This window comes from Pseudorhodobacter sp. (assembly GCF_030452865.1).
Classification (GTDB): Bacteria; Pseudomonadota; Alphaproteobacteria; order Rhodobacterales; family Rhodobacteraceae; genus Pseudorhodobacter.
Genome location: NZ_JAKDLJ010000029.1, coordinates 1 through 17,478 on the forward strand (window position 1 = coordinate 1; position 17,478 = coordinate 17,478).

At 59.5% G+C, this 17,478-nt stretch carries 19 protein-coding genes; 12 read left to right on the top strand and 7 right to left on the bottom strand.

Annotated elements, in window-relative coordinates:
- The 4 genes from L0H65_RS03425 to L0H65_RS03440 all read left to right on the top strand — a co-directional run.
- Window positions 1-246: DUF2867 domain-containing protein (locus L0H65_RS03425; RefSeq protein ID WP_301457424.1), on the top strand; the 246-nt coding region annotated here is incomplete at its 5' end.
- A 96-nt stretch (window positions 247-342) separates the two neighbouring features.
- Window positions 343-765 carry a nucleoside-diphosphate kinase gene (gene ndk, locus L0H65_RS03430; protein WP_301457426.1) on the top strand — a complete coding sequence of 141 codons (423 nt, stop codon included), beginning with the start codon at window positions 343-345 and terminating at the stop codon, window positions 763-765.
- A 104-nt stretch (window positions 766-869) separates the two neighbouring features.
- Entirely contained in the window at window positions 870-2,684 is a 1,815-nt protein-coding gene (locus tag L0H65_RS03435; protein ID WP_301457428.1) for an ABC-F family ATP-binding cassette domain-containing protein, read from the top strand.
- A gap of 190 nt (window positions 2,685-2,874) precedes the next feature.
- A complete protein-coding gene (locus L0H65_RS03440; protein ID WP_301457429.1) occupies window positions 2,875-3,462 on the top strand; it encodes an outer membrane protein in 588 nt (195 codons plus the stop codon).
- Window positions 3,463-3,566: 104 nt separating this feature from the next.
- Here L0H65_RS03440 and L0H65_RS03445 read toward each other — a convergent pair whose 3' ends face one another.
- Both L0H65_RS03445 and L0H65_RS03450 read right to left on the bottom strand, forming a co-directional pair.
- Window positions 3,567-4,319, bottom strand: coding sequence for an SDR family NAD(P)-dependent oxidoreductase (locus tag L0H65_RS03445; RefSeq protein WP_301457431.1), 753 nt, complete (start codon window positions 4,317-4,319; stop codon window positions 3,567-3,569).
- Window positions 4,320-4,382: 63 nt separating this feature from the next.
- Window positions 4,383-5,270: a YgcG family protein gene (locus L0H65_RS03450; RefSeq protein ID WP_301457433.1), complete on the bottom strand. Its 888-nt coding sequence runs from the start codon at window positions 5,268-5,270 to the stop codon at window positions 4,383-4,385.
- A gap of 247 nt (window positions 5,271-5,517) precedes the next feature.
- On the opposite strand from L0H65_RS03450, the gene cysS reads away from it, so the two are divergent.
- From cysS to L0H65_RS03475, 5 genes are all read left to right on the top strand, one after another.
- Window positions 5,518-7,017, top strand: a complete 1,500-nt coding sequence (gene cysS / locus L0H65_RS03455) for a cysteine--tRNA ligase (RefSeq protein WP_301457434.1) — start codon at window positions 5,518-5,520, stop codon at window positions 7,015-7,017.
- Window positions 7,018-7,114: 97 nt separating this feature from the next.
- The gene (gene cimA, locus L0H65_RS03460; protein ID WP_301457435.1) at window positions 7,115-8,728 is read left to right on the top strand and encodes a citramalate synthase; all 1,614 of its coding nucleotides are present in this window, start codon (window positions 7,115-7,117) and stop codon (window positions 8,726-8,728) included.
- On the top strand, window positions 8,725-9,372 hold the full coding sequence (locus tag L0H65_RS03465; protein WP_301457436.1) for a trans-aconitate 2-methyltransferase: 648 nt from the start codon (window positions 8,725-8,727) through the stop codon (window positions 9,370-9,372). Before cimA ends, L0H65_RS03465 begins: the two co-directional genes overlap by 4 nt.
- Window positions 9,373-9,451: 79 nt before the next feature.
- Window positions 9,452-10,234: a squalene/phytoene synthase family protein gene (locus tag L0H65_RS03470; RefSeq protein ID WP_301457438.1), complete on the top strand. Its 783-nt coding sequence runs from the start codon at window positions 9,452-9,454 to the stop codon at window positions 10,232-10,234.
- A gap of 103 nt (window positions 10,235-10,337) precedes the next feature.
- The gene (locus tag L0H65_RS03475; protein ID WP_301457439.1) at window positions 10,338-11,570 is read left to right on the top strand and encodes a lytic murein transglycosylase; all 1,233 of its coding nucleotides are present in this window, start codon (window positions 10,338-10,340) and stop codon (window positions 11,568-11,570) included.
- Window positions 11,571-11,584: 14 nt separating this feature from the next.
- On the opposite strand, the gene L0H65_RS03480 is transcribed toward L0H65_RS03475, so the two are convergent.
- Window positions 11,585-12,808: an MFS transporter gene (locus L0H65_RS03480; protein WP_301457441.1), complete on the bottom strand. Its 1,224-nt coding sequence runs from the start codon at window positions 12,806-12,808 to the stop codon at window positions 11,585-11,587.
- 129 nt (window positions 12,809-12,937) lie between these two features.
- On the opposite strand from L0H65_RS03480, the gene L0H65_RS03485 reads away from it, so the two are divergent.
- The 3 genes from L0H65_RS03485 to L0H65_RS03495 all read left to right on the top strand — a co-directional run bounded on the left by L0H65_RS03485 (window position 12,938) and on the right by L0H65_RS03495 (window position 15,015).
- Entirely contained in the window at window positions 12,938-13,579 is a 642-nt protein-coding gene (locus L0H65_RS03485) for a DNA-3-methyladenine glycosylase (protein WP_301457442.1), read from the top strand.
- Window positions 13,576-14,235 (top strand): alpha/beta hydrolase, encoded by a 660-nt coding sequence (locus tag L0H65_RS03490; RefSeq protein WP_301457443.1) that lies wholly within the window; start codon window positions 13,576-13,578, stop codon window positions 14,233-14,235. The genes L0H65_RS03485 and L0H65_RS03490 overlap by 4 nt, the downstream gene beginning before the upstream one ends.
- A 195-nt stretch (window positions 14,236-14,430) precedes the next feature.
- Window positions 14,431-15,015 (top strand): HNH endonuclease, encoded by a 585-nt coding sequence (locus tag L0H65_RS03495; RefSeq protein ID WP_301457444.1) that lies wholly within the window; start codon window positions 14,431-14,433, stop codon window positions 15,013-15,015.
- A 226-nt stretch (window positions 15,016-15,241) separates the two neighbouring features.
- On the opposite strand, the gene L0H65_RS03500 is transcribed toward L0H65_RS03495, so the two are convergent.
- The 4 genes from L0H65_RS03500 to L0H65_RS03515 form a co-directional block, all read right to left on the bottom strand.
- Window positions 15,242-16,171: a hypothetical protein gene (locus tag L0H65_RS03500; RefSeq protein ID WP_301457445.1), complete on the bottom strand. Its 930-nt coding sequence runs from the start codon at window positions 16,169-16,171 to the stop codon at window positions 15,242-15,244.
- Window positions 16,117-16,791: a UvrD-helicase domain-containing protein gene (locus L0H65_RS03505; protein WP_301457446.1), complete on the bottom strand. Its 675-nt coding sequence runs from the start codon at window positions 16,789-16,791 to the stop codon at window positions 16,117-16,119. Before L0H65_RS03505 ends, L0H65_RS03500 begins: the two co-directional genes overlap by 55 nt.
- 60 nt (window positions 16,792-16,851) lie before the next feature.
- On the bottom strand, window positions 16,852-17,217 hold the full coding sequence (locus L0H65_RS03510) for a UvrD-helicase domain-containing protein (RefSeq protein ID WP_301457447.1): 366 nt from the start codon (window positions 17,215-17,217) through the stop codon (window positions 16,852-16,854).
- A partial coding sequence (locus tag L0H65_RS03515; RefSeq protein ID WP_301457448.1) for a hypothetical protein occupies window positions 17,214-17,478 on the bottom strand: 265 nt, incomplete at its 5' end. The genes L0H65_RS03510 and L0H65_RS03515, both read right to left, overlap by 4 nt.

Consider the following 17,478-nt stretch of genomic DNA (forward strand, 5'->3'; position numbering starts at 1 on the left):
GGCGACAAGCTGGATTTCTTTCTGGTAGAGGAAATTTCGCCCCGGCTTTTGGTCCTGACCGCGCGCGACCGCCATCTTGACGTGATGACGACCATCGCCACTTTCGATGGAACCTTGACCATCACCAGTTCAGTAATCACCCACAACAATTTCGGTCGCGTCTATATGCTGGCGGTTGGCCCTGCCCACAAGGTTATCGTCTGGTCGATCCTGCGCAAAATCAGGAAGGCATTGCGCGGGACCTAACGCCACCCAAGGCCTTTTCAAGCCCCGTGCCCCATGTTAGCAGGGCGCCACAAACTTCCGGGGTGCGCAACCCCTTCCATTCAAAGTGAGATGAACATGGCCACCGAACGCACCCTGTCGATGATAAAACCCGACGCGACCAACCGCAACCTCACCGGCAAGATCAATGCCAAATTCGAGGAGGCTGGCCTGCGCATCGTCGCGCAAAAACGCATCCATCTGTCCGCCGCCCAAGCCGGCGCATTCTATGCCGAGCATGCAGAGCGTCCGTTTTACGGTGAGTTGGTGGAATTCATGTCATCTGCGCCGATCATCGTTCAGGTGCTGGAAGGCGAAGGCGCCATTTTGAAAAACCGCGAAGTGATGGGGGCCACCAACCCGGCAAACGCCGCTGATGGCACCATCCGCAAGGAATTCGCTTTGTCCATGGGCGAGAACTCGGTTCACGGCTCCGACAGCCCGGAATCAGCGGCACGCGAAATTGCCTTCTATTTCTCCGGTCTTGAACTGGTCGGCTGAGCCGCTTTCGGTTTTTCGACGAAAAATCTGAATTTTCGGAGAATAATTCGCGAGCCGTCCCACTGGGGCGGCTTTTTTTCGACAGTCAGACCAACAGGTGTTCCATGGCGCGTGTGCCACTCTTGCAACTCTCCGGCATCTCGCTGACCTTCGGCGGCGATCCGGTGTTTGATAACCTTGACCTCGTTGTCCATCCGGGTGACCGCGTGGCGCTGGTCGGGCGCAATGGGTCGGGCAAATCCACCTTGATGAAGGTGATGGCCGGGCTGGTCGATGCTGATGCAGGCAGCCGCGTTGTCCCCCCCGGCGTCACGGTAGGGTATATGGAGCAAGACCCAGACCTTTCCGCCTATGCCACCTTGGGCGATTACGCCGCCGCCACCCTGCCGGAAGGTGAGGAATACAAGGTCGCGATGGTGGCCGAGGGGCTCAAATTCAACCCTGAAACCCCGGTCGCCTCTGCCTCTGGCGGGGAACGCCGCCGCGCCGCTTTGGCGCGATTGATGGCCGAGGCGCCGGAACTGATGCTGCTGGACGAACCCACCAACCATCTTGATATCCAAGCCATCCAATGGCTGGAGGAGGAGTTGAAATCCACCCGCACCGCTTTCGTTCTCATCTCCCACGACCGCGCCTTCCTCAAGACGTTGAGCCGCGCGACCCTGTGGATTGACCGGGGCCAGGTCCGCCGCCGCGAAGCCGGGTTTGACGGGTTTGAGGAGTGGCGCGAAACCGTCTGGGCCGAAGAGGACGATCAACGCCACAAACTCGACCGCAAGATCAAGGCCGAGGCGCGTTGGGCAGTCGAAGGCATTTCCGCCCGGCGCAAGCGCAATCAGGGCCGGGTGCGGGCGCTGGCAGAACTGCGCGCTGAACGGGCGGGCCAGATCCGCCGTCAAGGCACTGCGGCGCTGGCGCTGGAAAGCGGGACCACATCCGGCAAGCGCGTGGTGGAGGCCAAAGAGGTCAGCAAAGCCTTTGGCGATACCCAGATCGTCAACAACCTCGATCTTCGGGTGTTGCGCGGCGACCGCATTGCCTTTGTCGGCCCGAACGGAATTGGCAAAACCACGTTGCTCAAGATGCTGACCGGAGAGATGGTGCCCGATAGCGGCACAATCACCCTTGGCACCAACCTCGACATCGCGGTTTTCGATCAAACCCGCGCGCAGCTTGACCCTAACGCCTCACTTTGGGACAACCTGACCAATGATCCGACGATGCAAGTTTCCGGCAGTTCGGATCAGGTGATGGTGCGCGGCACGCCAAAGCATGTCGTCGGCTATCTCAAGGATTTCCTGTTCAATGAAACGCAGGCCCGTGCGCCTGTGCGTTCGCTTTCCGGCGGCGAAAAGGCCCGGCTGCTGCTGGCGCGGATCATGGCGAAACCCTCGAACTTGCTGATCCTCGACGAACCCACTAACGATCTCGACGTTGAAACCCTCGATCTGCTCCAAGACATCCTCGGCGATTATGATGGCACCGTGCTTCTGGTCAGCCACGACCGCGATTTCATCGACAGGGTTGCCACCTCGACCGTGGCGCTTGAAGGGCAGGGCCGGGTTGGCGTCTTCCCCGGCGGCTGGTCCGATTACATGACCCAGCGCGACCTTGCATGGGCACCCGAAGCCACGTTCAAGCCCAAATCCGCCAGCCAGTCCGCCCCGAGGCCTGAGGCGAAACGGGGCGAGATGCTGTCCTTCACCGAACGCAAGCGATTGGAAAATCTGCCCGATATCATTGCCAAACTCGAATCCGAAATCAACAAGCTCGGTGAAGTCCTCGAGGCGGAAGACATGTTCACCAAGGAACCGGTGAAGTTCCGCAAGGCGTCAGAAATGATGGCAGACCGCCAGACGCAGCTTGCAAAAGCCGAAACCGAATGGCTGGAGTTGGAAGATCGCGCCAACAGCGACTGAAACAGCGCATTTTGGCAAGAACCAGCCGAAATGGCGCGGCGCTTCGGCGCAATTTCACCGCTTTCAGCAAAGCGGGTCACGGCTTCGCGAGGTGGGGCTGCATCTACGGAACCATTGTCCTAACTAGAAGTTAACCGGGCAGTATCCTGTCTTCGGGACGGTTAGCATGACGTTAGGAAAAGGAAAAACAATGAAATTCATCGCATCGCTCGCTCTGGCCACCGCCATGTCCGCTCCAGCTTTCGCAGGGGGCATGACCGCCCCGGTGCCGGAGCCTGTCATCACACCGATCGTGGTCGCGCCCGTGACCCGCGACTGGTCTGGATTTTATGCGGGGGCGCAGCTCGGCTATGGCGATCTGTCCTCCAATGTTGCCGGGCTGAATGGCGATGGTGCCATCGGCGGCTTGCACGCTGGCTATCGTGCAGATTTTGGGCAATTCGTCCTTGGTGGCGAACTGGCCTATAACGGGTCCAACATCGACCTTGGCCCGACAAGCAAGCTGAACAGTTTGACGCAATTGAAGCTGATGGGGGGCTATGATCTGGGCAATGCACTGGTCTATGCCACAGTTGGCGGTGCCCATGCCTCGGCAAATCTAGGCGGAGTCAAACATTCCGACAACGGATATCTGATCGGACTCGGCATGGACTACGCGATCAATGACTCGTGGACCATCGGCGGTGAGATCACCCATAACCGTTTCAACAATTTCGACAAGACCGGCAGCGATATCCGCGCCAACGTCGCGCAGATCCGGGTTGGTTACCGCTTCTGACGTTCGGTCGGACCCCAATGCGCGCGCGGAATGAAACCCGCGCGCGCGCTGATTTCATCTTGGCAAAAATACCTGAATCCTGTGGCAAGCCAGATTGCACAGCCTCAGCGCATCCGGAGCGCGCCATCCAGCCGGATCACTTCGCCATTCAGATAGCCACATTCCACGATGAACTCTGCCAGCGCCGCGAACTCCTCCGGTCGGCCGAGGCGTTTGGGGAAGGTGACATCGGCGGCAAGTTCCGTCTGAATTTCTGCTCCCAACCCTTGCAGCATCGGCGTCAAAAAGACGCCGGGTGCGATTGCACAGACACGGATACCCAGCATCGCCAGATCCCGCGCCGCAGGCAAGGTCATCCCGACGATCCCGGCTTTGGAGGCGGCATAGGCGGATTGCCCTTTCTGCCCGTCAAAAGCCGCGATGGACGCGGTGTTGATGATCACGCCGCGCTCCCCCTCCACCGCGTCATTGCCCGCCATTTCCGCCGCTGTCAGACGCATGCAGTTGAAACTGCCCACCAGATTTATGTCGATCGTGCGTTGGAACAGCGCCAGATCATGCGGCCCATCGCGCCCGACAACCCGCGCGCCGCTGGCAATCCCGGCGCAATTGACCAACACCGAGACGCCCCCCATCGCAGCCTTGGCCGCAGCAATCCCTGCGGTGACCGAAGCCGCATCTGTCACATCGACGACACAGAACGTGCCGCCGATTTCTGCCGCCAAACCCGCGCCGTTCTCCGCGTCGCGGTCAAACAGCGTAACCTGCGCACCTTGCATCGCAAATCGGCGCGCGACCGCTGCGCCAAGGCCAGAGGCGCCGCCCGTTACCACCAAGTTCGCGTTACTGATCTGCATCTGTCCCTCTTGAGTTCTGGATAACGGGGAACCCGTCGCGCGAGGACGGATATTGCGCTGATATCACCACTTGCCGGAGGCGCCGCCACCGCCGGAACTGCCGCCGCCGAAGCCTGAACTTGACCCGCTGCGCGTGTTGCGGTTGGCGGCGGTCTTTCGTGCCGCTGCCAGCGATGGGGTCGCAAAATGTCGCTCTCGGTCATATTGGCACGACCGGCAACGCCGGTGCTCAATCCCCTGTCCGCCGATGGTTTCTTCGGCAGCAATCGTGACTTCGCGCTGCGTGTACATGTTGCGGTTGCCGCATTGCGGGCAGCGCTCCCACCGGGCGATGAAACGCCCTGCCTGCTGGCCAAAAATCAACCAGGCAAAAAAGCTCACAAACAGCCCGCCAAAGATCCAGCCGCCATAGCGTTCCAGAAACCCAGGCTGCGGAAAGCCGCTGTCCTCGGTCACGATCTCCTGCGCGGCAAAGGGGCGGGCGAGTTGGTCAATTGCCATCTGCACGCCATCCTCCAGCCCCTTGGCATAAACGCCATCGCGAAAGGCGGGCAACATCGCGGTATCAATCACCCGCTGCGCCCGGCCATCCCAGATCACGCCATAGCCATGACCAAGCACGATGCGGGTTTCACGGTCATCCGTACCGACAAGGATCAGGATGCCGTCATTGCGGTCCCTGTCGCCGACAGCCCAGGCATTGAACCAGCCGGTCGCAAAATCGGCAAAGCGCCCGGTGCCGCCATAATCCGCCTGCGCAGTGATGGTGGCGAGCACGATATGCACCCCGGTTTCATCGCGTCCGGCTTGCAACGCCGCGGAAACCCGCGCTTCGGCGTCGGGCGGCAGCAGGTTCGCATAATCGCTGACAGTATCGGTCAGCGGCTCCGGATAGGTTTGGGCAAATGCCACCATCGGCAACCACAGCAGGATCACGACAAGACGCAACATCGGCACAGCCCTTTTCTTCGCAAACTGCTACCAAGAATGCACGGGCGCGCTGCGCATCACAAGGGACTTGGCGCGCAGGCGCCGCCCGTGCTAGAGAGGGCGCATGAAAACCACGGGCCTCATTCGCATCTGCTGTATTACCTGCTGACATTCGTTCCGCGGGCCGCCCTTCTTTTCGTTTCCAATCAAAGACGAAGTTGATATGCCCGCGCGGGAAAGCCGCATCTGCGCCGCATAAGGTATGACCATGACCACGATCAAACTGCACAACACGAAAACCCGCAAGAAAGAGGTTTTCAACCCGATTGATCCTGAAAATGTGCGGATTTACCTCTGCGGCCCGACCGTCTATGACCGCGCCCATATCGGCAATGCGCGCAATGTGATCATGTTTGACGTGCTCTATCGGCTGCTGCGGCATGAATACGGCCCCGATCACGTCACCTATGTGCGCAATTTCACCGATGTCGACGACAAGATCAACGCCGAAGGTCTGCGGCGCTTGCAGGCAGGAGAGGCAGGGACGTTGGAGGAACTGATTCACCAGCGCACCGAGGAAACCATCGCCTGGTATCACGCCGATATGGACGCACTCGGCAACCTGCGCCCCGATTTTGAGCCGCGCGCGACGGAATACATCGCGGAAATGGTGGCGATGACGGCGGATTTGATCGCAAAGGGCCATGCCTATGAGGCGGAGGGGCATGTGCTGTTTGACGTGCGCTCCTTCCCCGCTTACGGTCAGCTTTCGGGCCGATCTGTCGATGACATGATCGCCGGCGCGCGGGTGGAGGTGGCCCCTTATAAGCGCGATCCGATGGATTTCGTGTTGTGGAAGCCTTCGGATGAGGAAACGCCGGGATGGGACAGCCCCTGGGGCAGGGGCCGCCCCGGTTGGCATATCGAATGCTCTGCCATGTCGCAGGCGCTTTTGGGGCCGAGCTTTGACATCCACGGCGGCGGCACGGACCTGACCTTTCCGCATCACGAGAATGAGCTGGCCCAAAGCTGCTGCGCCAATCCCGGCGAGGGGTTCGCGAATGTCTGGCTGCACAATGAGATGTTGCAGGTGGAGGGGAAGAAAATGTCCAAATCCTTGGGCAATTTCTTCACCGTGCGCGATTTGCTGGATCAGGGGATACCGGGGGAAGTGATCCGGTTCGTGTTTTTGCAGACGCATTACCGCAAGACAATGGACTGGACGGCGGAAAAGGTGGCGCAGGCGGAGGCGACTTTGCGAGACTGGGCGCATCTTTGCCTAGGCTTTTCACCAGATCGACCGAGTCTTGATGTCGTTGATGCGTTAGCAAACGATCTAAATACTTCCGCAGCTCTAACGGAGCTTGCAGAAATTTATAAGCATCGAGATGCTGGAGCGTTAATAGCTTCCGCAGAGATTCTTGGCTTTGACTTGCTGGGGATTGCCCAAAAACCTTGGGCAAGATTATTCGAATATGAAACTGTGGACGGTCAATTTCTCAGAGAGGGAATAGACTATCAACCAAGTGTAGGCGTTATAGGCTGGGGTGGGATTTCTGATGAAGTTCGGGAGGCTTCACTTAAAATCGTTCATAAGTGGCTTCGATATCGGCGAGAAAAGAGTTTTGCCGAAGCTGACGCCCTCAAAGAGAGTGCCCACAATGTTGGGGTGGAGCTCAAAGCTACACGATCATCCAACGGCATAAACGGTGGGATCGCGACACTCCTTTCACCAATAGATCCGACCAAGCTGGAGGCTCTCAGATGATTGTAATTTGCGCACCCAGAGCCAACGCCGGGGGCTGTCTGCCCCCGGACCCCCGAGGATATTTGAGAACAGATGATGTTGGAGAAAGGGATGGGCTATGACTGAACGCCTGTACCTCTATGACACCACGCTCCGCGATGGCCAACAAACCCAAGGGGTGCAGTTTTCGACCGCCGAAAAGGTGCAGATCGCGCGGGCTTTGGATGTTTTGGGCGTCGATTATGTTGAGGGCGGGTGGCCGGGGGCGAACCCGACCGACAGCGAGTTTTTCGCGCAAAACTTGGAAACCCGCGCTACCATGACGGCTTTTGGTATGACCAAGCGGGTCGGGCGCTCGGCTGCGAATGATGATGTTCTGGCGGCGGTTCTGGATGCGGGAACGCCTGCGGTGTGTCTGGTGGGCAAGACGCATGAGTTTCATGTGACGACGGCCTTGGGGGTCACGCTGGAAGAAAACCGCCAGGCGATTGCAGAGAGCTTTGCGTATGTGGTGGCCAAAGGTCGTGAAGCGCTGTTTGATGCGGAACATTTCTTTGACGGCTACCGCGCCAATCCGGATTACGCGCTGTCTTGCCTGCGCGCGGCCTATGGCGCAGGCGCGCGCTGGATCGTGCTGTGTGATACCAACGGCGGCACTTTGCCTGCTGAAGTTGGGCGCATCACTGCGGAGGTCATCGCTGCGGGGATTCCGGGCGACCGTCTGGGCATTCATTGCCATGATGATACCGGCAATGCCGTGGCCTGTTCTTTGGCTGCCGTGGACGCGGGCGCGCGCCAAATCCAAGGTACGCTCAACGGGTTGGGGGAGCGGTGTGGCAATGCCAATCTGGTGTCGCTCATTCCGACTCTGCTGCTGAAAGACCCTTACGCCAGCCGTTTTGAGATCGGCGTCAGCATGGAAGCCTTGGCCGGATTGCTGCGCACCAGCCGGATGTTGGATGATATCCTCAACCGGGTGCCGGCGCGGGGGGCGGCCTATGTCGGCGCGTCGGCCTTTGCGCATAAGGCCGGGCTGCATGCATCCGCGATCGTCAAAGACCCGACAACCTATGAGCATGTAGCACCTGAACTGGTTGGAAACGCGCGGGTCATTCCGATGTCGAACCAAGCGGGGCAGTCGAACCTGCGCGCACGCTTGGCGGCGGCGGGGATTGACGTAGATGCCAAAGACCCTCGCCTTGCGGGTATTCTCGATGATATCAAGCTGCGCGAGGATCAGGGCTATGCCTATGACGGCGCGCAGGCGAGTTTTGAGTTGCTGGCCCGGCGCGCATTGTCGCTTTGCCCGCAGTTCTTTGAAGTGAAGCGCTACCGCGTCACCATCGAGCGCCGGAAAAACAAGCGCAACCAGACGGTGACGCTTTCCGAGGCCGTGGTGGTGGTGAAAATCGGCGATCAAAAGTTGCTTTCTGTCAGTGAGAGCATGGACGAGAGCGGCACCGATCGCGGCCCGGTCAACGCGCTCTGGAAGGCATTGGCCAAGGATCTGGGCCGGTTCCAGACTTGTATCGACGACATGCATCTGGTCGATTTCAAGGTCCGCATCACCCAGGGCGGCACCGAAGCCGTCACCCGCGTCATCATCGACTCGGAGGATGCGCAGGGGCGGCGCTGGTCCACGGTTGGGGTTTCGGCAAACATCGTTGATGCGAGTTTCGAGGCGCTGCTGGATGCAATCACATGGAAGCTGATCCGGGATGGGGCGCAATGACCGATCCTGTCGCACCTGAGACAAAGGCATTTTTCACGCTGCACCGCGATTTGCCGCGCGAAGGGCCGGGGGAGGCGGCAGATGTTGCATGGGCTGCCGGTTGCGCTGGTCTGCGCCCTGATGCGGCGATTGTTGATGTCGCCTGCGGGCCGGGGGCGGATATCGCGGCGCTGCTTCAGGCGGCACCGCAAGGCCATGTCACCGCTCTCGACAAGACCGCGCATTTCGTTGACGCCGCCCGTGCCGGTTGGCGGGATGATCCGCGCGTGATGGTGCTGCGCGCCGATATGGCGCGGATCAAGAACAGCTATGATCTGATCTGGTGTGCGGGCGCGGTGTATTTCATGGGGGTAACGGAGGCACTTGTCGCATGGCGCAAATCGCTGAAATCCGGTGGTGTGGTCGCGTTTTCGGAGCCTTGTTGGTTCAGCGAACGGCGCGAGGTAAGGGCGGTGCGAAACTGGGCGGATTATCCCGCCATGACAGACGCGCAGGGCATTGCCGCGCGGGTCGCGGCGGCGGGGTATGAGGTCATCGGCACGCGCGCGCTGTCCGATGCGGCATGGGAGGCCTATTATTCGCCGCTCGATGCCCGCATCGCGGCGTTGAAACCGGGCGCGGATGCGGCGTTATCGGGGTGTTGATGGCAGCGGAGGCCGAAGCCGCCGCCTGGCGTGCCCATCGCGCGGATTTTGGCTATCTTCTGACGGTGGCGCGCCCGGTATGAGCGATGACTCTGCGATTGCCATCTGTGCCGCCAAGGTGGAACGCGGCGACCCCGTGCGATTTCAAGCGGTGATGGCTGCCCCTGTCGCGGTACGGCGCGCGCTGCTGCCGCTCTATGCCTTCAACCTTGAACTGGCGCAGGCACCTTGGGTCAGCAAGGAACCGATGATCGCGGAAATGCGTCTGCAATGGTGGCGCGACGCGGTGGAGGATATCGGCCGGGGCACGATCCGCGCGCATGAGGTGATGCCGCCCGTCGCCGCGCTGGTCGCCGCGCGGAACCTGCCGCTGGAGGTGCTTGACCGAATGGCGGCGGCGCGGCGCTGGGATATCTATTCCGACGCGTTCGAGGATCAGGCCGCGATGGATGCCTATCTTGACGACACCGCAGGCGGGTTGATGCTGCTCACGGCCAAGGCGCTTGGCGCGGCGGACCCGCAGGATGAGGCAGCGCTGCGCGCATTCGGCTCGGCAGCGGGGCTGGCCAGTTATCTGCAAGCGGTGCCGGATCTGGTGGCGCGTGGGCGCATTCCGTTGCTTGACGGGAGGGACCAAGGGGTCCGCGATCTGGCGCAACGGGGTTTGCAACGGATTGCAACCGCACGAGCCGCAGGCGTCTCTGCGGTGGCACGGCCTGCACTTTTGGCCGGATGGCAAGCCGAGGCATTGCTGCGGCTGGCCGTTGCCGAACCCGGCCGGGTGGGCGAAGGCCGTTTGCACCTTTCGGAGTTTTCGCGTCGGGGGCGCTTGCTTTGGGCGGCGTTCAGCGGGCGCTGGTAACCGCTGATCCGGCACGCCAGCCCTTTCCGCACGGCTCCCTTTCGGTTATCGTTTCCACAAAACCGGGCGAATGCCTGCTTGTGTGCATGAGGGAGCGGTAAGGATGCAGATCACCAGAAGAAATACCCTGACAGGGATCGGCGCTTTGCTGTTGTCGGGATGCGTTGGCGGCGGTGTGACCCCCGGCGCTGCGCGCACCACCACGCAATTCCGCGCTGTGCCGGACCCTGGCTTTGATGCCTGGGTTGCCGGGTTTCGCGCCCGCACCAAAGGCATCAGCACGGGCACGATGAACGCCGCTTTCCGCAATGTCGGTTTCCTGCCCGATGTGATTGATCGCGACCGAAACCAGACCGAATTCAAACGCTCCTTGCAGGATTACCTCGCGATCGCCGCCTCGGATGAGCGGGTGAGCAAAGGCCGCGCCGCCTATGCCCGCCACCGCGGCACCCTCGACGCGATTGAGCGGCGCTATGGCGTCGAAGGTAATGTCGTAGCTGCCGTCTGGGGGCTGGAGAGCTTTTTCGGCGAGCGGCGCGGCGATGTGCCGGTGATCTCGGCACTGGCAACGCTGGCCTATGAAGGGCGGCGCGGCGCGTTTTTTGAAAAGCAACTGGTGGCGGCGCTGAAAATTCTGCAAAGCGGCGATACCACCGTCGACAACATGACCGGAAGCTGGGCCGGGGCGATGGGGCATACGCAATTCATCCCGACCTCCTACCTGCTTTATGCGGTGGATTTCACCGGTGACGGGCGGCGCAATATCTGGTCGGATGATCCGTCCGATGCGTTGGCCTCCACCGCTGCCTATCTGGCAAAATCGGGTTGGACCAAGGGACAGCCTTGGGGGGTGGAGGTGCGCTTGCCCGCAGGGTTCAATGCCGGATTGGCGGGGCGCGGATCGTCGCGCGGAACGGCGGATTGGGCGGCGCTTGGCGTGCGCAATATGGCAGGGGGCGTGGTGCCGAACCATGGCGCGGCCTCCATCATCATTCCCGAAGGGCTGTCCGGCCCCGCCTTCATGACCTTCCGCAACTTCACCGCGATCACACGTTACAACAATTCGGAAAGCTATGTGATCGGGGTTGGCCATTTGTCCGACCGCATCATCGGAGGACAGCCGATTCAGGGCAACTTCCCACCCGATGCCGCCGGCATGCAAATCGCCGACCGGCAGGAAATGCAACGCCAATTGACCGCCAAGGGCTTTGATACCGAAGGCAGCGACGGCGTGATCGGCCCGAAAACCCGCTCGGCGATTTCGGCCTATCAGGCCAGTCGGGGCATGGTGGTGACGGGGGAGCCGACGCTCGATCTGTTGGTGTCACTCCGATAGGTCGGGCGCGGTCCTTACGCGGTTTCCGGCCCTTTCGGGCGCATCGCCAGCCAGATCAGCGCGCCACCTGCCAACACGAGGAAGGGGGCCATGGCGATGATGACAGAGTACCATCCCTCCTGCGGGGTGCCGCCCGAGCAGTTCATCAACCCGCCCGACGACAGGGAGGCGAAGGTAACACCGCCGAACACGATCAGGTCGTTCAACCCCTGCATCCGGCCGCGTTCCTGCGCGGTATGCGCACCCGCCAGCATGGAGGTCGCACCGATAAAGCCAAAGTTCCAACCGATGCCCAACAGGATCAACGCGCCAAAGAAATTGGGCAGCGCCACGCCGGTCAGCGCAACAGCCCCGGCAGCGGTCAGGATCGTCAACCCGATGGCGATGATCTTTTCAGCGCCGAAACGCGCGATCAGTGAGCCTGTAAAGAACGACGGAATATACATCGCCAACACATGCGCGGTCACGACATCGGCGGCATTGGCGGTTTGGAAACCGCAACCGACCACAGCCAGCGGTGAGGAGGTCATCACAAGGTTCATCAGCGCGTAGGAAACCGTCGCGCAGATCACCGCCACCGCAATGCGTGGGGTCTTGATCAACTCCCATTTCGTGCGGCCGCGCGCCTCATCCGAACGGGGGGGCGGGGGCGGCGCGATCTTCAGCCCCAAAAACAGCAAGGAGCCGAAAATGTTGATCAGGATCACCGCCAGATAGGTGCCCATGAACGGCACCACAAAAGCGCCAGCGGTGACTTTCACCAGTTGCGGCCCGATGATCGCCGACAACAGCCCGCCAGCCATGACATAGGAAATCGCCTTGGGGCGGAACGCCTCCGATGCGGTGTCGGCGGCGGCAAAGCGATAGAACCCTTGCGCGGATTGATAGGTGCCCGAAAACAGCGCGCCGAACAGGAAAATCGGGAAGGATTGCACATAAAGCCCATAAGCCCCGATTGCCGCCCCGAATGCGCCCGCGCTGGTGCCGATCATAAAGCCGACGCGCCGCCCGTATTTCTGCATGATCGCGGAAAGCGGCGTCGCCGACAGCATCGAGCCGATCACCATGATCGAGATGGAAAGCGTGGCCCAGCAGGCGTTGGAGGCAAGACTTTGCCCTGCAAGGCCCGCGATGGTGAAAATCATCGGCATCTGCGCGCCCAGAAACGCTTGGGCGGCAACCAGCACCCAGACGTTGCGGCGCGATACGGAAGCTTGGGGGGATGCGATTTCGGTCATGGCAAGGGCATATGCGCGCCAGACCCGTCACGGCAAGCCACAAATTGTCACGGCTACAATCGTTGCCCGGTTTTTCGGGCTTTCGTCGCCGGGTCGGGCGGTCTAGCCTGACTTTGGAATCGGGGGAATATGGTCGAACAATTGGTGGGGCGCATCATTCACGGCGATGCATGTGTGACGGAAGGCGCGGTCTGGTTGGCCACTGCCGAGCCGCGCTTTGCCCATGCCGTGGCCCAACTTGGCCCGCTGCCGCTGCGGCGCAAACCGGACGGGTTCGCGGCCCTTCTCGATGCGATCATCGGCCAGCAGGTCAGCACCCAATCCGCCGCCGCGATCTGGGCGCGGCTGGAGAACGCAGGTTTGACAAATGAGATTGCGGTGCGTGCCGCGAGTGACGAAGATCTGCGCGCCTGCGGCTTGTCACGCCAAAAGATCCGCTATGCCCATGCGCTTGCCGGGGCGGGGATCGACTACCCCGGTTTGGTCGCGATGCCCGATGCGCAGGTGATTGCACGGCTGACCGAAATACCCGGCATAGGCACCTGGACCGCCGAGATTTACGCTATGTTCAGCCTTGGCCGCGCAGATATCTTTGCGCATGGTGATCTTGCCTTGCAGGAGGCGGCGCGGCGGTTGTTTGATCTGGCAGAGCGCCCGAAGGAAAAAGAAATGCGCGCAATTGCGGTGGCGTGGTCGCCGTGGCGGTCGGTCGCGGCGCGAATATTATGGGCCTACTACCTGGTCTCCACGGCGAAAGAAGGTATCCGATGACACGCAAACTCACCTCCCTGCGCAAGGGCGTCGCCCTTGGTCACGCCAAAAGCATGGTGGTCTTTGTGCATGGCTACGGTGCCGATGGTGCGGATTTGTTGGGGCTGGCCGATCCACTCGGCCCGCATCTGCCGGGTACGGTGTTCTATTCCCCCGACGCGCCGGAGCCGTGCAATGGCGCACCGATGGGGCGGCAATGGTTCCCGATCCCATGGCTTGATGGCTCATCCGAGGAGGTCGCGCGCCATGGATTGCGGTCCGCGTCCGATGATTTGAACGGCTTTCTCGATGAGAAACTTGCGGAGGAGGGTTTGGGACCGGAAGCGTTGGCCTTGGTCGGATTTTCGCAAGGTGCGATGATCTGCCTGCATGTAGCACCCCGCCGGCCGGTGGCGATCGCGGGCGTTGTCGCCATCTCGGGCCGGTTGTTGGAGCCGGAACTGCTGTCTGAAGCGGTTGCAAAGCCGCCCGTGCTGCTGATCCACGGCGATCAGGATCCGGTGGTCCCGTTTGCGGATATGGGACTTGCGGGAAATGCGCTGCTGGCGGCGGGGTTTGAAACCTATGGCCATGTGATGAAGGGAACCGGTCACGGCATAGCGCCTGACGGGCTTTCCGTCGCACTGTCCTTTCTGGCGGAGCGTTTGCCGAAATAGCGTCGCGCCGGTCATTGCGCACTTTCAGTTTCGGATCAAAGGTTTTGCAGGTTCAGCTCTCTGGAACCCCTCAATTCTGGGGCTTGTCAGGAAATGATCGCGATATATAGTCGGCGCCAAGGGGCGGGGCCTCTCGCCTTTTCCGGCCCGGATGCGACGTTCTGGTCGGCTGATGAAGGATGAGTGCAAGACGCAATGGATGGAGATTTCAGAACCAACTTCGTGCGCGAGCCTTCGGCGCTGCGGTCCCATCCGGCGTTGGTGCTGAACGCGGATTACCGTCCGTTGTCCTATTACCCGTTGTCTCTGTGGACATGGCAGGACGCAATCAAGGCCGCTTATCTCGACCGGGTGACGATTGTGGCGGAATATGACCAGACCGTCCGCAGCCAACGCGATGAGATTCGCATTCCCTCGGTGGTGGTCCTGAAGGACTATATCAAACCGCAAAAGCGCGTTGCCTTCACGCGTTTCAATCTGTTCCTGCGTGATGAGTTTGCGTGCCAATACTGCGGAGCGAGGGGGGATTTGACCTTCGATCATGTCACCCCGCGCGCACGCGGCGGGGTCACAAGCTGGGAAAACGTGGTGGCGGCGTGCAGCCCCTGCAATTTGCGCAAAGGCGCGCGCCTGTTAAGCCAGAGCGGTTTGCACCTGAACCGCAAACCGCGCCAACCCTCCCCCGAAGAAATGCACACCCACGGCCGGCGCTTTCCTCCGAATTATCTGCACCAAAGCTGGATGGATTTTCTCTATTGGGATGCCGAACTGGATGCCTGACTGCCGCCCGGTGCGCGCTTTGTAAAAGGTAGGATAATATTCCCCAGAACAGCGTTTTTGCTACCCACTGGGTAGCATCGGATTCACAAAACGTGGCTTTAATGGGATTTATCCACACAATCGCTGTTGGCCCAAAAGGTCTTAGTTGCGCTAAAGGTGGCAGGGTGTCGCAGTCAACCAAGACCGACATACGAACTGAATGCGCTTGGGATCGTTTGTCGGTCAGCTATATGTCGACCTCATCGTCATTGAACCATCCATTGGCCAATACGTGAGCCTTCACCGCAATAGGGTTGTCGGTATAAGCAACCAGCGCAAGGCTCTTCTCTGCGCGGCTGCAAGTCACATAGAGAAGACGCCGAGTGCGGTCTAAGCCAGTTTCTTTTCCACTTGCCTCATTCTTTTGGTCTGTTTCCGATGGGGCTTTTGCGCCAAAGAGTTTGTCATAGCTTAACATAAAGCCACGAGCTTCTTCGTCACCCATAATTACCATCACTCGATCAAATTCCAACCCTTTGACGCCTTGATGGGAATCAAAAGGTGCTTGGCCGGAAACATATGATTTGTAGGGGCCCACTTGGCTGAAAGGGGCTTCAAGGAATTTGAGCAGCGCGTCGGTTTGCTCCGAGACTGGATCGTCTTCTGCAGTATCCGTTGCTATTGGGTCGCGCGGTGGATCAAGCAGCAAGGACAAATCAAGGTTGTCGAACCCTGTAACCAAGTCCGACGTGAGCGACTCCATCATCACAGCCATTTTGCTGTTCTTAATGCGCAAGGTTACAACGGGTTCGAGTGTATCTGGGATAGAGAAGAACCCGCCCATGGCAACTGTGTCCAAAACTTCTCCGATCGTCGGTTTGCCCTGATTATCCCACAATGACACAAGTGCCGACACGGCGGCTTGGGCCTTTCGCAACTCGTCGCCTGCGTCCGGGGCGACCTTGAGAGATTGCGGTGATAGGAGTGGCGATTTTTCTCTCGCGATGCGGGCTATAGTGAATTTGTCATCACGCAGCGCGGCTTCGATCAACGGAAATACATCCTGTGCAAAAAACCGGGTTGCCGGCAGACTGCCGTCGAGAAGACCTGTGCGCCAATTATCTATCGCCAGCAGTGGCTGCAAAAGCGCATCGAACCCCAACCTCTTCGCGGCCATGTATGTTCAAGCGTCAGGATTTTGCAAGCATCGCGCGAGCGCCACTGATCATCGTCAGTGATATCAGCCATTTTTTCGCGAACGTTATGCTCGACCTCTTGTCGATCCTGAGAATCAATCGGCCTTATGAACAACCTGACGGTGCCTTCCATTGCGTCACTGCGGGGTTCTTGCCTTTGATCGTCGGCCACAGCACGAATTTGATTGATGAGATGAACTACCCGCCTTGGGCAACGATGGTTCAGCTTCTTGGTTGGTTTTGCCCAGCTTGGGGGCAGATTTTGTTCGATTTTGTCTTTTCCATCTGCGTAAATTCTCTGCATCACATCCCCAATCAACCCAAGTGAAAATCGAGGTTCGTTGGCTTGGGCAGTAGCGAAAAAGGCATCGACCAAGCGCTTGTTTGTGTCTTGGCTTTCGTCAACCAACAAAATCGGAAACCGCCCGACCAAAATCCACTGCATGAGCGGTTTGGTGGATAGAAATTCAGCACTGATCGCAATAACCTCAGAATGGTTTAGCGCATTAGGCTCTCGGTTCTCACCTGCCGGGCTGTAAGAAAATAATCTGATTTCATCGAGGCGGGCAAGTTTGATGCTTTTCGAATTGATCTTTGCCAAACGCTCGATTGAGGCCTTACCGCCACGACCGTTCGCTTCTTTTTCCTTTAATGACGCAATTTAATCAATCAGGTTGTTGCGAAGCCATTCGCGGATATCGTGATGAAAGTCCTGGATTAGCTCCCAGGCAAAGCTGTGGATCGTGGAGACACAGAATAACGGATTGAAGTCGAGCCGTCGCTTGATCTCGTCGCAAGCTGCGTTGGTAAAGGTGATGACGGCAACTTTTTGCCCTCGATAGGCCAGCGTGCGACCGTGTGTCGTTCGAATGTGGTTCAAGGCCTTTACAAGGGATCGGGTTTTGCCTGAACCTGCGCCGGCAAATAGGAAAAAACTGCGCGGGGCATCCGGATTCAGATAGCCAGCCAACTCTTCATCGACGTGGTCGTCAAGTGTGATGTTCGTCTGAGGCACCAAGTTTGTCATGCATCTTGGCCCTGTTTGGGATTCGGTGGCGCCAAGAACGGTGCGACTCCCAAATCTTGCTGGTGCTTTTTCAATTGAGTGGAGAGCCAGAGTAAGCCTTCTTTGAGGTATTCTGGTGGCTGGATTTTTTTCTGGTCCTTCACGTCAAGTAAGTCGAGAGCAAACTCCGCTTTTCCTTTGACGCTCAGGTCGTCGTGCAGGGCTTTGCCGAGATCTGTCCGGGAGAAGGGGCAGTCCGGACGCCAGATGATTTGTGAAAAA